16 protein-coding genes and 1 tRNA gene are annotated in these 14,247 nt (G+C 29.1%); 10 read left to right on the forward strand and 7 right to left on the reverse strand.

Annotated features, from left to right (window positions below; translation table 11 throughout):
• Positions 1 to 14 precede the first annotated feature (14 nt).
• The 7 genes from lgt to ychF are packed head-to-tail and all read left to right on the forward strand — an operon-like array spanning position 15 to position 5,933.
• On the forward strand, positions 15 to 785 hold the full coding sequence (gene lgt / locus AC5SLW_RS05315; protein WP_006997817.1) for a prolipoprotein diacylglyceryl transferase: 771 nt from the start codon (positions 15 to 17) through the stop codon (positions 783 to 785).
• Positions 775 to 1,818, forward strand: coding sequence for an SAM-dependent methyltransferase (locus tag AC5SLW_RS05320; protein WP_011281465.1), 1,044 nt, complete (start codon positions 775 to 777; stop codon positions 1,816 to 1,818). The genes lgt and AC5SLW_RS05320 overlap by 11 nt, the downstream gene beginning before the upstream one ends.
• 4 nt (positions 1,819 to 1,822) lie before the next feature.
• Positions 1,823 to 2,584: a peptidoglycan editing factor PgeF gene (gene pgeF, locus AC5SLW_RS05325; RefSeq protein WP_494575827.1), complete on the forward strand. Its 762-nt coding sequence runs from the start codon at positions 1,823 to 1,825 to the stop codon at positions 2,582 to 2,584.
• Positions 2,585 to 2,590: 6 nt separating this feature from the next.
• Positions 2,591 to 3,523 carry a ribose-phosphate pyrophosphokinase gene (locus AC5SLW_RS05330; protein WP_494574839.1) on the forward strand — a complete coding sequence of 311 codons (933 nt, stop codon included), beginning with the start codon at positions 2,591 to 2,593 and terminating at the stop codon, positions 3,521 to 3,523.
• Positions 3,524 to 3,567: 44 nt separating this feature from the next.
• A complete protein-coding gene (locus tag AC5SLW_RS05335; RefSeq protein WP_027307156.1) occupies positions 3,568 to 4,254 on the forward strand; it encodes a 50S ribosomal protein L25/general stress protein Ctc in 687 nt (228 codons plus the stop codon).
• A 45-nt stretch (positions 4,255 to 4,299) separates the two neighbouring features.
• Positions 4,300 to 4,860 carry an aminoacyl-tRNA hydrolase gene (pth, locus tag AC5SLW_RS05340; protein WP_271486918.1) on the forward strand — a complete coding sequence of 187 codons (561 nt, stop codon included), beginning with the start codon at positions 4,300 to 4,302 and terminating at the stop codon, positions 4,858 to 4,860.
• On the forward strand, positions 4,860 to 5,933 hold the full coding sequence (gene ychF, locus AC5SLW_RS05345; protein ID WP_006997811.1) for a redox-regulated ATPase YchF: 1,074 nt from the start codon (positions 4,860 to 4,862) through the stop codon (positions 5,931 to 5,933). Before pth ends, ychF begins: the two co-directional genes overlap by 1 nt.
• Here the strand turns inward: ychF and AC5SLW_RS05350 are convergent.
• Genes AC5SLW_RS05350 through petA form a run of 3 tightly spaced genes read right to left on the reverse strand, consistent with a single transcriptional unit; the run spans position 5,910 to position 8,472 of the window.
• Entirely contained in the window at positions 5,910 to 6,689 is a 780-nt protein-coding gene (locus tag AC5SLW_RS05350; RefSeq protein ID WP_011281469.1) for a cytochrome c1, read from the reverse strand. The genes ychF and AC5SLW_RS05350 overlap by 24 nt on opposite strands.
• Before the next feature lie 4 nt (positions 6,690 to 6,693).
• Entirely contained in the window at positions 6,694 to 7,953 is a 1,260-nt protein-coding gene (locus AC5SLW_RS05355; RefSeq protein ID WP_011281470.1) for a cytochrome b, read from the reverse strand.
• Positions 7,954 to 7,962: 9 nt separating this feature from the next.
• Entirely contained in the window at positions 7,963 to 8,472 is a 510-nt protein-coding gene (petA, locus tag AC5SLW_RS05360; protein ID WP_011281471.1) for a ubiquinol-cytochrome c reductase iron-sulfur subunit, read from the reverse strand.
• 86 nt (positions 8,473 to 8,558) lie between these two features.
• On the opposite strand from petA, the gene AC5SLW_RS05365 reads away from it, so the two are divergent.
• Genes AC5SLW_RS05365 through greA form a run of 3 tightly spaced genes read left to right on the forward strand, consistent with a single transcriptional unit; the run spans position 8,559 to position 10,325 of the window.
• Positions 8,559 to 9,020, forward strand: a complete 462-nt coding sequence (locus AC5SLW_RS05365; RefSeq protein ID WP_006997807.1) for a tRNA (cytidine(34)-2'-O)-methyltransferase — start codon at positions 8,559 to 8,561, stop codon at positions 9,018 to 9,020.
• Complete coding sequence (gene hemF / locus AC5SLW_RS05370) at positions 9,020 to 9,847, forward strand: oxygen-dependent coproporphyrinogen oxidase (RefSeq protein WP_006997806.1); 828 nt, start codon at positions 9,020 to 9,022, stop codon at positions 9,845 to 9,847. The genes AC5SLW_RS05365 and hemF overlap by 1 nt, the downstream gene beginning before the upstream one ends.
• 1 nt (position 9,848) lies before the next feature.
• Positions 9,849 to 10,325: a transcription elongation factor GreA gene (gene greA / locus AC5SLW_RS05375; RefSeq protein WP_006997805.1), complete on the forward strand. Its 477-nt coding sequence runs from the start codon at positions 9,849 to 9,851 to the stop codon at positions 10,323 to 10,325.
• Here greA and AC5SLW_RS05380 read toward each other — a convergent pair.
• The 4 genes from AC5SLW_RS05380 to AC5SLW_RS05395 all read right to left on the reverse strand — a co-directional run bounded on the left by AC5SLW_RS05380 (position 10,322) and on the right by AC5SLW_RS05395 (position 14,240).
• Complete coding sequence (locus tag AC5SLW_RS05380) at positions 10,322 to 11,596, reverse strand: CCA tRNA nucleotidyltransferase (RefSeq protein ID WP_011281472.1); 1,275 nt, start codon at positions 11,594 to 11,596, stop codon at positions 10,322 to 10,324. The two genes, greA and AC5SLW_RS05380, sit on opposite strands and share 4 nt — an antisense overlap.
• 3 nt (positions 11,597 to 11,599) lie before the next feature.
• Positions 11,600 to 11,673: transfer RNA gene (locus AC5SLW_RS05385), tRNA-Gln, on the reverse strand.
• A 32-nt stretch (positions 11,674 to 11,705) separates the two neighbouring features.
• Positions 11,706 to 12,551 (reverse strand): 4-(cytidine 5'-diphospho)-2-C-methyl-D-erythritol kinase, encoded by an 846-nt coding sequence (locus AC5SLW_RS05390; protein WP_011281473.1) that lies wholly within the window; start codon positions 12,549 to 12,551, stop codon positions 11,706 to 11,708.
• A 3-nt stretch (positions 12,552 to 12,554) separates the two neighbouring features.
• On the reverse strand, positions 12,555 to 14,240 hold the full coding sequence (locus AC5SLW_RS05395; RefSeq protein ID WP_494574844.1) for a tetratricopeptide repeat protein: 1,686 nt from the start codon (positions 14,238 to 14,240) through the stop codon (positions 12,555 to 12,557).
• Positions 14,241 to 14,247: the final 7 nt, after the last annotated feature.

The raw sequence follows: 14,247 nt of genomic DNA on the forward strand, positions 1-14,247 counted from the left end.
GTAGTTTTTTAAAAATGTTTATTAATAATTTTGACCCAGTTGCGTTTCAAATATTTTCATTAGAAATCAGATGGTATTCTTTGGCTTATATTGTGGGTATTGCACTTGGTTGGCTGTATTGTAAAAAAAAATTAATAAAAGACTCTCATATTCTTCAGCTATTTGATGACTTTATAACCTATCTCATTATAGGTATGATTTTGGGAGGTCGGCTTGGTTATACTTTATTTTATAATCTAAAATATTATTTAGATAACCCTATAGAAATATTGATGGTTTGGAATGGAGGAATGTCATTTCATGGTGCTTTAATTGGAATTATAATTGCATCAATATTGTTTTCAAAAAAACACAATACAAATTCGTTTATATTTTTAGACTTGGTTGCCCTATCTGCTCCAATTGGAATCTTTTTTGGTAGAATTGCCAATTTTATAAACTCAGAGCTTTATGGAAGAGCTACAGACCTTCCTTGGTCAGTTCAATTTGTTCTAATAGATAATATCAAAAGGCACCCTTCACAATTATATGAGGCTTTTTTTGAGGGAATAATTCTTTTCTTTGTACTTGGGTATTTTTTTAAAAAAGATTATTTAAAAGTACCTGGAAAAATCTCTGCTTTATTCCTGATCTTTTATTCTCTATTTAGATTTTTTATAGAATTTTTCAGATCTCCAGATCCACAAATCGGTTACTTAGTTTTAAATCTAACATTAGGTCAATTGATAAGTGTTCTTTTTTTTCTGACTGGGGTTTACCTTTTATCTTTAAAAAATGAAAATTAAGAATAATCAGTCGTTTACCCTAGATAAGTTTATAGAGGAGTCTCTTTATAATAAAACATCAGGCTACTACATGAAAAAAAATCCCTTTGGCAAAAAGGGTGATTTCATAACTTCACCCAACATATCTGTATTATTTTCAGAAATGATTGCAATTTGGGTGGTTTCATTTTGGCAAAATCTAGGTTGCCCTAAAAAATTTAATTTAATCGAATTAGGGGCCGGTAATGGTGAAATGATGAAAGTTTTAGTCAATACCTTTGAAAAATTTCAAATATTTAAAAATTCTTGTCACATTAAGATTTTAGAAAGAAGTAAATTGCTTCGAAAAAAACAAAAAATTAATATCAATAAAAAAAATATTCAATGGTTAAATGATTTAAGCGAATTAGATAATTCGCCATGTATTTTTTTGGCAAACGAATTTTTTGACGCCTTACCTATTAAACAATTCATAAAGAAAGAAAGAAAATGGTTTGAAAGACATGTCAGATTTTTTAACAATAAATTTGAGTATTTTGATGTTCCTTTTGATATGGAAAAATTTGTAAATAAAATTAAATTTAAAATTACAAAACAACAGAACTTTATTGAGTATTCACCACAATCAACCGAATACCTAGAAATTATCTTCAATAAGATTAAACGTAATAATGGTGGAATTTTAATAATAGATTATGCGTATACTGATAAAAAAATGAAAAATACCCTGCAAGCTGTATCGAAACATAAATATTGTGATGTACTAAAAGGGTTTGGTAATTCTGATATTACCTACAATTTAAGTTTTAGTTTATTAAATAGAATAGTTAAAGAATTAAGCTCACTTACCTCAATGAATACTACTCAAGGTGAATTTTTAACAAAACTTGGTATTCTTGAAAGAGCAGAAATATTGTCCAAGAAAATGTTATTTAGTGAAAAAGCTGATATTTATTTTAGAATAAAAAGACTTATAGATAAAAATCAAATGGGTGAATTGTTTAAAGTAATGCTAATAACAACACATAAAAATAAATTTAAATTGGGGTTTTAAACTGATTAAGTCAAAGAAACTCAGTAAATTTAAAAACTTACAGCATGCTTTCTTTAATAGAAAGGGTGGAAAATCTCTAGGTATTTTTAAGAGCTTAAATTGTGGCCCTGGGTCCTCAGACAATAAAAAAAATGTTTTAAAAAATCTTCAAATCGTTCAAAGGAAAATTAAAACTAAGCTTAAAAAAATTATTTTACTCAAGCAAATTCACAGCAATAAATTTCATTTTATAGATAAAAATCTAAAACTTAAAAATTATAATTTTGAAGGAGATGCGCTAGTCACAAATAAAAAGGAATTTCCTATAGCTATATTAACTGCAGATTGTGCTCCAATACTTGTTTATGATGAGAAAGAAAAGATGATTGCTGCAATCCATGCTGGCTGGAAGGGTGCTTTCAAAGGGATAATTAAAAGAACCTTAAATTTTATGATCAAAAAAGGATGTGATCCTAAAAATGTTACTGCAGTTATTGGTCCATGTATTTCAGTAAAAAATTATGAGGTAAAAAAAGATTTTATTAAAAAACTCATTAAAAAGGATGGAAAAAATAAAAAATTTTTTAAAAAAATTCAAAATAAAGATTTCTTTGATTTAAAGAAATACGTCCTTTCTCAATTAAAAGCCTTAAATATAAAGAAAATTGATATAATTAATAATAATACATTTAATCCTAAAAATAATTTTTTTAGTGCACGAAGATCTATTAGCCGCAATGAGAATGATTATGGTAGAAATATTTCTGTAATTATGATTAATTCATAATATCTCATGAAATTATTAACTGGAAACAGCAATAAACCTCTTAGTAAAAATATTGCAAAATATTTAAAAACTAAGCTTGTAAACTCAAGTATAAAAAAGTTTTCTGATGGAGAAATTTATATAGAAATTAATGAAAATATTAGAGGTAATAGTATCTTTATAATTCAGTCTATTTCATCACCTGCAAACGACAACCTAATGGAATTACTACTTTGCATTGATGCTTTAAAAAGATCTTCAGCAAAAAATATTACTGCCGTCATTCCTTATTTTGGATATGCACGACAAGACAGAAAAGTAGTGCCTAGAACTTCTATTTCTGCAAAACTGGTTTCTAATTTAATTACTAAAGCAGGTGCTGACAGAGTTGTTACTGTAGACCTTCATGCAGGACAAATTCAGGGCTTTTTTGACATTCCTGTAGATAATTTATTTGCTACACCAATTTTTGCAAGACATGCTAAAAAAAATATTAAAAGTAAAAATATTATTTGTGTTGCACCAGACGTTGGTGGAACTGAAAGAGCGAGAGCACTTGGTAAAATTTTAAATGTGGAACTTGCTATTGTGGATAAAAGAAGACCTAAACCAGGACAATCCAAAGTTATGAATGTTATAGGAAATGTTAAAGGGAAAACCTGTATTATAGTTGATGATATAATTGATTCAGGTGGAACTATAGTAAACGCTGCGAAAGCTTTAAAGGATAGAGGTGCTAAAGAGGTTTATGTTTATATTACTCACGGAGTTTTAAGTGGAGAAGCAGTAGATAAAATTAAAAAATCAGTTATTAGAAAATTAGTAATAACGGATACAATTGATAATCACGATAAAATTAAAGATGTTAAAAATATAGAAGTTTTGCCTATTTCAGCACTTATGGGTGAGGCAATTAAAAGGATCTCTAACTCAACATCTGTATCCGATTTATTTAAATAATTATCTTGAGTTATTAAGAAACTTGGGCTAAAAGCCATCTTTTTATGAATTCACTTGATGCAAATACTAGAAATACTAAGTCAAAAGGAGATGTCCGTTCTCTTAGATCGGCTGGAAATATCCCTGGCATAATCTATGGGGGACCAGATCAAAATCAAAAAGTTACTGTATTAAAAAAAACATTAAAATCTTTAATAGATAAAGGAAGTTTCTTATCAAACATAATAACTCTTAATTTAGATGGCAAACCTCAAAATGTTTTACCAAGGGAAATTACTTATAACGTAATATCCGATGAGCCAACTCATATTGATTTTCTAAGAGTTGTACCAGGTGTAAAAATTAGAATAGAAGTGCCTGTAGTATTTATTAACCATGAAACTTCACCAGGCCTAAAAAGAGGTGGAGTACTAAACATTGTGAGAAGAAAAATAGAATTAAAATGTCCAAGTGAGAAAATTCCATCTGCAATAACTATTGACTTAGATGGAGTGGATATTGGGGAAAGTTTCAAAATATCTTCAGTAAAATTAGAAGAAGGTGTTACACCAACTATTATTGGAAGAGATTTTGTAATTGCAACTTTAGCAGCACCTACAGTGATGAAAGAGCCAGAAAAACCAGCTGAAGCTGAAGCAGAAGCAGCAGAAGATGGTAAAGAAGCAGCACCAGCAGCTGAGGGTGATAAAAAAGATGGTGACGAAAAAAAAGCCACTGAAGAAAAAAAATAATCAACTTATCATAGTGAAGACTCCTAGATACGATTTAAAAAAAATATGCTTTTATTTGTAGGCTTAGGAAATCCAACACCTGATAGCGAAAACAACAGACACAATATTGGTTTCAAATTAATTGATGCTCTTAATCAAAAATTTGGTTTGTCTAAACAAAAACCAAAATTTAAAGGATTATTAACAACAGGCAATATTGAAGATAAAAAGGTTTATGCAATAAAACCCTTAACCTTTATGAATAATTCTGGAATTTGTATAAGGGAATTAATTGAATACTTCAAAATTGATGCTGAAGATGTGATTGTCTTCCATGATGACCTTGACCTTGAATTTGGAAAAGTGAAAGCAAAATTTGCAGGATCAAGTGCAGGACATAATGGAATTGAGTCTATAGATAAATTTATTGGTAAAGATTATTCAAGAGTTAGAATAGGAATTGGAAGACCCAAAACTAAGGCTGATGTTGCAGATCATGTATTAAAAGATTTTGATGAAGATGAAATGATACAACTAGAAAAAATTACTAAAAATATTATTGATTCAATGGCTATATTAATTGATAAAAAATTAGATTTATTCTCAAGCACTGTAAATAATAAATAATGAGTTTTAAGTGTGGAATTGTTGGCTTACCTAACGTTGGTAAATCTACACTATTTAATGCACTTACAAATTCTAGTAAGGCACAAGCTGCAAACTTCCCTTTTTGCACGATAGAGCCAAATGTTGGTGTGGTTCCTGTGCCAGATGAAAGACTAGACAAATTGGTAGAAATATCAAAATCAAAAAAAAAAATTAATACTACTATTGAGTTTGTCGATATAGCCGGACTAGTAGCGGGCGCCTCTAAAGGTGAAGGCTTAGGAAATAAATTCTTATCTCATATAAGAGAAGTCGATGCAGTCATTCATATGATCAGATGTTTTGACTCTGATGATATTCAAAATGTGAACCCAACTGTTGATCCAATTAGAGATTTGGAAATTATTGAAACAGAAATGATGTTGGCTGACCTTGAGTCAATACAAAAAAGATTAGAAAAAAATAATAAGAAAAATGTAGATGAGGAGCAATTAAAAATATTAGAAATTGCTTCTGACTGCATAAATAATTCCAAAGATATTCAAATACTTTATGAACAATTTGATAAAAAATTAATAAGCCAAAGTGGTTTATTGTCTTTAAAGCCTAAAATTTTTGTATGTAATGTTGATGAGGCAAGTGTTCAAAATGGAAATAAATACACTCAAGCATTTATTGATAAATATGGTGAAAAAAATACCTTAATAGTTTCAGCCGATATTGAGAACCAAATAAATCAATTAGAAAATGAAGAAAAAGAAAATTATATGGAGATGATTGGATTAAAAAGAACTGGTTTAAATATGTTAATTCAAAAAGGTTACAATATTTTAGAGCTAGACACTTATTTTACATCTGGGCCTGAAGAAACTAGAGCTTGGACTATCCAAAAAAATTGTACTGCACCAAAAGCAGCTGGTGAAATACACACTGATTTTGAAAAAGGTTTTATAAGAGCTGAAACAATTGCTTATGAAGACTTCATAGCTAATGATGGTTGGGTCAATTCAAAGACAAATGGAAAAATGAGACTTGAAGGAAAAGATTATATTGTCAAAGATGGTGATATATTAAACTTCAGATTCAATACGTGACCAAATTTTCTTCATACTAAAGTAAACTAGAATAGTTAAAATAATTAAATACAAGATAGCCTTAAAGCCCATCTTGTGTCTGCTTTCTAAATGAGGTTCAGCTGCCCACATTAAAAATGTTGTAACATCTTTTGCCATTTGCTCTTTAGATGCTGTAGTTCCATCACTATATTCTACCAAACCATCTGATAATGGTTCTGCCATCTTAATATTATTTCCATACATAAACTTGTTATAGTAAACACCATCATCAAGCGTTACACCACTCGGTGGATCTTCGTAACCAAGTAGCAATGAGTAAATATAATCAACCCCACCAGTTCTAGCTTTTGCTAGCACAGACATATCAGGAGGATAAGCTCCTCCATTTGCTGCTTGAGCTGCTTTAACATTTTCATAAGGCATGACAAATTTATCAGATAACTTAGCGGGTCTTACAAACATTTCTCCATCATTATTGGGTCCATCTGTAACTTCAAAACTTGCAGCTATTGCTTTAGCCTGCTCTTCTGTAAACTCTGGTCCACCTGGCTCAAATAAGTTTCTATAACTTACATATTTCATTGAATGGCACGATGCACAAACCTCAGTATAAACTTGATATCCTCTTTGAAGTGAACCTCTGTCAAATTTTCCAAATAATCCCTTAAAACTCCAATCTGTTTTTAAAAGATCGACTTTTTCTGCAGCATTAACTGTAAGAGTTCCTACTAATAAAAAAATAATTGAATAACTAATTTTTAAAATATTTTTCACTTAATTAATTTAAACTTTCTTTTTTTTTAACAGCTGATGCCATTGGCATCCCTCCAAGCACTGGTTCTGTAATACTTAAGGGTAATGGTATGGTTTTTTCTTTAAATCCTAATACCGGTAAGATTATTAAAAAGTGAATAAAGTAGTAAGCTGTGGCAACCCTGGCAATCAATAAGTAAAGCCCTTCAGCTGGCATCGCACCTACGTAACCTAGAACTAATACATCCACTACTAGTATCCAATAAAATTGTTTGTAAAGAGGTCTAAATACTGCTGATCTAATTTTTGAAGTATCCAACCAAGGCAGTGCAGCTAAAATTAAAATTGCCGATAGCATTGCAACTACTCCCATTAATTTATCAGGAACTGATCTTAGGATTGCATAAAATGGTAATAGATACCACTCTGGAACGATATGGGCTGGTGTTACCATTGGGTTTGCTTCTATATAATTATCTGCATGCCCTAAAATATTTGGTGAATAAAAAACAAAAAATGCAAATACAATCATAAACATTAATAGTGCAAAGCCATCCTTGATCACAATATATGGATGGAATGGTACTGTATCCTTAGAAGGTTTTTTAACATCAATCCCCACTGGGTTATTGTTTCCAGGAACATGAAGCGCCCAAATATGAAGAACGACTAAGCCCAAGATTAAAAATGGTATTAAGTAATGTAATGTGAAAAACCTTGTTAAAGTTGGGTTATCTACAGAATAACCTCCCCACAACCAATTAACTATTCCCTCACCCACTAAAGGTATGGCGCTAAAAAGATTTGTAATAACTGTTGCTCCCCAAAAACTCATCTGACCCCATGGTAAAACATATCCCATAAATGCTGCTGCCATCATTAAAAGGTAAATTATTATTCCAATAATCCAAATAATTTCTCTTGGAGATTTATATGATCCATAAAACAAAGATCTAAATATGTGAATATAAACTGCTAAGAAAAACATTGAAGCACCGTTTGCATGAATATATCTTATTAACCAACCATAGTTAACGTCCCGCATGATATGTTCAACACTTTCAAAAGCCATGTCAGCATGAGCAATGTAGTGCATAGCCAAAGTTAAACCGGTAACGATTTGTGTAATTAAACAAAAAGTTAAAATCCCACCAAATGTCCACCAATAATTTAAATTCTTAGGTGTTGGATAATCAGTTAAATGACTAGCGAGTGATAAAAGTGGAAGCCTGTCATTAAACCATTTTCCAAATTTTGAACTAGGAACGTACTCGTGATCACTCATAATTATTTATTATCCAATTTTAATAGTGTTGCTGTTAACAAATTCATATTTTGGAACTTCCATGTTTGTTGGAGCAGGACCTTTTCTAATTCTTCCAGAGATATCATAATGTGAACCATGACAAGGACAAAACCAACCATTGTAGTCTCCTTTATCATTTAAAGGGACACATCCTAAATGCGTACAGACACCTAACATAACTAACCATTCTGGATCTTTTGCTCTATCCTCATCTTTTTGAGGGTCTTTTAAATCTTCCATTTTAACAGCTCTTGCTTCAGCTACTTCCTCGGGTGTTCTTCTTTTAATAAAAACTGGTTTTCCTCTCCAGAGTACAGTGATTGTTTTTCCAGGTTGAACTGAACTTACATCAACTTCTGTGCTAGCTAATGCTTTAACAGATGCATCTGGGTTCATTTGATCAACAAGTGGCCAAACAACAGCTCCTACCCCAACAGCACCTACCGCATATGAGGCTGTAAATAAAAATTCTCTTCTTTCAGGTTTTTTTTCAGACATCTTTAATTTTTTGTATATTGTTATCTAATATATGATTTCATATAAGAAAAAAGTTTTTTTTCCACTGAAACAATGACACATAAAACATGAATTTGAGACCTAAAATAGCCTTATATGAACCTGATATTCCTCAAAATACAGCTGCTATTATCAGAACATGTGCATGTCTAGGGGCTGATTTAGAAATAATTGAACCATGTGGTTTTTTATTCAGCGATAAAAGATTTAAAAGAGTTGTGATGGATTATATGGATGAAAAAATGATAAGATTTTATCAAAGTTCAGATGAATTTTTTAAATCAAAAAAGAATGAGAGAGTAATATTATTAACAACTAAATCAGCAGATTCTTATACTGACTTCAAATTTGAGAGTAATGATACACTTTTATTTGGAAGAGAAAGTGCTGGCGTACCAGACCATGTTCATAATTTAATTAAGTATAGGTTAAAAATACCCATGATGGACAATAAAAGATCTTTAAATATAGCCTCTTCAGTTGCTATAATTCTTTCAGAAAATTTAAGGCAAACTAACTTTAATAAATAATGGACAAAGAAATTAAAAAAAAACTTGCTTCTAATTGGTTTAAGTTGCTGCAAAACACAATTTGTAATGACATTGAAAAACTAGAAGGTAAGAAATCTAAGTTTAAATCTAAAACTTGGAATAGAAGTGAAATTAAGGATGAAGGTGGTGGAGAGTTTAGAATTTTAAAAAATGGTAAGATTTTTGAAAAAGTTGGTGTAAATTTTTCAGAAGTGCATGGAAAGTTTTCAAAAAAAATGAGTAAAAAAATCCCAGGTGCCTCTAAAAATCCAAATTTTTGGGCATCAGGAATTTCTATTGTAATGCATATGAAAAATCCTCATGTTCCAGCAATTCATTTTAACACTAGATTTATCTACACAACACATGGATGGTTTGGTGGTGGTATGGACGTAACCCCTTGCATCCAAGATCTTAAAGAAAAAAGCTTCCTTCATACTGAATTAAAAAAAATGTGTGATCGACATGATAAAAAATTTTATAAAAAATATAAAAAGTGGTGTGATGAATATTTTTATTTACCCCATAGAAAAGAAACAAGGGGAATTGGTGGTATTTTTTTTGATTACAAAAAAAAAGATTGGGAGAAAGACTTTAAATTTGTAACAGATCTTGGAGTTACCTTTCAAATGTTATTTAACTCGATAATACAATTGAAACACAAAAAGAAATGGACTGTAAAACAAAAGGAGATACAATATATTAAAAGAGGTAGATATGCTGAGTTTAACTTACTATATGATAGAGGAACAAAATTTGGCCTACAAACAGGTGGTAATGTTGAGGCAATATTAATGTCTTTACCTCCAATAGCAAAATGGAATTAAAATGGATAAAGAACCAATAACAGCAGATGGTCTTGAAAGTTTAAAGGAAGAGTTAATTTTTTTAAAAGAAAAAAAAAGACCTCAAATAGTTGCTGCGATATCTGAAGCAAGATCTCATGGAGATCTGAAAGAGAATGCTGAATATCATGCTGCAAAAGAAGAACAATCTCATAACGAAGGAAGGATTACAGAAATAAATGATATTATTGCAAGAGCAAATGTTATTGATGTAACCAAAATGAGTAATGATGGCAAAGTCATCTTTGGCTCAACTGTAGATTTAGAAAATTTGGATACTGGAGAAAAAATTACCTATAAAATAGTTGGAAAAGACGAGGCTGACCTTCAAAAAAAACTGATATTTTTTCAATCACCTATAGGTAGAGGTTTAATTGGAAAAAACAAAAATGATTTAGTTGAAATTAAAACTCCCGCAGGTGTAAAAAACTTTGAAATTAAAGATGTAAAGTACGTTTAATTACTTACTATTTTTTGAAGTTCTTTATCTGAAATTTTAAAATCATTACTAGTCCAGACTTCTTCTATTGCTTTTAACTTCTGTCCCAGCTCCTTTCCCTCAGGAATTTTATATTTTTCCATCAAAGTACTAGCTTTAAATGGCATAACAGGCATTTCTTTTTTTTTAAAAATTTCAATCATTTTAATTAACTTATTGTCTACTTTTTTGGATTTAAAAATTTTAAAATAAAGAACATCTAATAATGCCTCCCTGCCATTAAAATAAAAAATTTTATTTAGATTTTTTTCTGAAAAGGTTTGGTTCGTATTTTTTTCTAAATTAAACTTATTTAAAAATATAAGTCTTTTTTGATCTTTTTTGGATAAATTAAATTTATAAATAAAGTAATCTACATTATCAGTTCCATCAATAATCATTAAAGATAATAAGAAAATAAAGTCCATTTCAAGAAAGTTTTTTTTTGCAAAACTATTCATTTTATTGAATAGAGAAATATTTTTTATTTGTGGAAAAATAAGATTTATAATCTCTAAACAATCCTTATCCTTAGTTAACTTTAGAAAACCATTTGATTTTAATAATTTTTGAAATTCATCTATTAATCTTTCTGAGGAAATACTTGAAACACCACTTAGGTTTTTTTTAATTGCTTTAATAACTTGTGGGTCATGACTATGCTTAGAATAACTAAGAAAAAATCTGACATATCTTAATACCCTTAAATAATCCTCTTTAATTCTGGTTTCTACATTTCCAATAAAATTAATTTTTCCTCTTTCTAAATCTTTTTTTCCATCAAATGGGTCAAATAAACTTCCTTCAATATCCGCGTAAATAGAATTGATAGTAAAATCTCTTCTAGAAGCATCTTCTTTCCAGCTATCAGAGAACTCTACTTTTGCATGTCGTCCATCTGTATCAATGTCTTTTCTCAATGATGTAATTTCAAACTTTATATCATTAATTAACGCTGTAATTGTTCCATGTTCTATTCCACTCTCGTAATATTTTATGTCCTTTTTAGTAAGAGCCTCACAAACCTCTTTTGGATTTAAATTAACTGCTAAATCTATGTCATCATATGCTTCTTTATTAATAATCTTTCTTACACATCCACCTACATACCGGATTTCACTATTGCTAGAGTATGAATGAATTGCTTCAAATATTTTTGAAACCTCTGTTTCCTTTTTAATATTTTTGAAGCCTAAATTTATGTGATTAAGGTTTTGAGATCTAAAAAAAATTTTATCTAATAAGCTATTCATATATGGCTGGCCCACAAGGATTCGAACCTCGGATCTCTGTACCAAAAACAGATGTGATACCACTTCACCATGGGCCAATATTAGTTGCATATATCACAAAAAAAAAAAATTATATAGTTTTTGATTCAATACACCAGTGGTTATTAAATTTTCGTTTATATTGGCTGCATGCTTTTTTGCAGGCCTTTTTGGAATGAAAATAAGCCACTATTGAGGATCCTGATCCGGACATTCTAACAAATAGGGTGTTGGGTAAACCATTGAGGTAGGATTTAATTCTCTTAAGTTCTGGATATTTATTTAAGGCAACCTTTTCAAGATCATTGTCCAAATTTTTTAAATATTTTGCTTCAAATAGTTTCTGTTTAGGAGGGTTAAATTGAGGTTTAGAGAATGAATCAACTTTAGAATAAATATATTTTGTAGAACATCCAAAGTTAGGTTTCGCAACCAATATATGAAATTTAATTTTATTTTTGAATTTTTTAATATCTCCATTAGATAAAAGAATAGCAAGTGATGGCTTTATACCTAAAATCACATCTGATCCTATTTCATTACTTATTTTTTTTGAGTCATTTTTTTTTATTTTAATTAATTTTTTTTCAATAAAAAAATTTAATAGACTGGCAGCATTCATAGACCCACCTCCCATTCCGGCTTTTTGAGGTATATGTTTTATAACTTTAATTTCAAATTTTTTATTATTCAAAAGTTTTTTGTTATCTAAAATTTTTAACAATTTTGAAATAGTATTAATTTTACTGATGTTTTTAGAAAATCTTCCAATAAAATTGATTTTATGCTGTTTTGTATTGCTTTCTGTTATTGTAATTGAATCATGTAAATCGATAAAAGAAATTAAACTTTCGATATTATGAAGCTTTGATTTTTTTCCTGTAACGTTTAGAGCTAAATTTATCTTTGCATAAGACTTTATCTTAAAACTATTCATAATTTAGGAATTTTTTAATCCCTCTAATAATTTATTTTTAATAGTTTTTTTCATGGCATCTTCAGTCTCATCTAAATTTAAAACAGCTTGCCAAAAATATCTTGCTTGAATTTTTCTATCAAGCTGCCAAAGAATATCACCGTAATGATCATTAACTACTGGATCCTGAGGCATTAATTCAACTGCTCTTTTAAGAAAATTTTCTGCTTTTTCATATTCGTCAACTAAGTAATATGCCCAACCGATTGAATCAATAATGTATGGATCGTTACTTCTGGCTTCATAAGCTTTTTCAAGCATTTTAAGAGCAGTATCAATTTTATGCTCTCTTTCCAACCATGAGTAAGCTAAATAATTTAATACATAAGCATCATCTGGGTTGGCTTCTAGAGACTTTAATAAATCTTTATCTGCTTTTACATAATCTCCAGATCTCTCGTAACTTCCTCCACGCCTATATAATATTTCAGCGTATAAGTCAGAATTAGCGTTCATTTTTAAAAGTATTTGATCATAAAAATTTATTGCTTCAATATATTTTTTTGCATTTTTATGCATATTTGCAATATCAAATATAATTTTTTTATTTGGGTTTTTAATTTCTTTAAATTTTTCATTGATAAATTTTAGAGATGCTTCTTTATTATTTTTTTTTAAAATAATTTGAGACTCTTTTTTTAACTTAAACCAATAATAAAATTCATGCTTTTTATCAAATGCTTCAAGAGTTTTTAATGTATTGGAATAATCATCACTCAAATAATAATTTTCAGCTAATAAAGACAAATTGAAAATAAATTTAGGATTTAAATAGTTTGCTATATTTAAATAAAAATTTGATTTCTCATAATCATTCTGAGAGGAATAGAGATTTGCTATTAGAAAAAATAGTTCACTAACAATGTCATTCGAATTTGTACATGAAAAAATTTCTTGGAAATTATCTAAGTTTTTATCTTCTATCCATTTTTTACCTTGAGAAATTAATACTGATGAATTTAAATAATCAAAATTATTAGTAACTTTTTTTGCCTTATCGTAATTATCTTTCTTGATTAAATAACTGATCAAAAAAAATACATACCTTGAATAATCAGCATCGTTTTGTGAATTAATTAATGTATTGAAATATCTCTCTGTATCTTTATCATTTAAATAACATCTTTGAAAAACTTCGTTAATAAATGAAAAATTTCCAAACGTATTTGTTTGTTTCACTAATTTTTTTTCTTCAAAAACTGATAAATATTGCTTGAAGGTTTCTGCAATGATTAATGAAAGTCTATCATTGTTAATAAATTCATATGATCTATCAATATAAACTTTACTTTTTTTAAAGTTTTTTTTCTTTAAACTATCAACCGCCAGCAACAAATTAGCCTGAAAAAAGTCAGAGTTGTTTTTTGTTGAGTTCTGTTTAACTTGATTAATTGCTTTCTCAACTTTGCCATCAAGTACTAAGGAAAATACATACCTCTCAAGATAGGCATCATGCTGTTTTATTAATATTTTTGATGAATTAAAAAATTTTAAAGCTTCTGTATTATCTAGATTTTCATAAGCTACAATTCCTGAAAAATAATTAGACAAATACCTTGCATTAAAATCATTTAAACTGGTATTTTTTGAGTATAATGGACTCTGATAAAGTATTAATATTAAAAAGAATTTAAAAAACTTTACCAACATTTGGCCA

Source organism: Candidatus Pelagibacter sp. PS_40 (assembly GCF_059417765.1).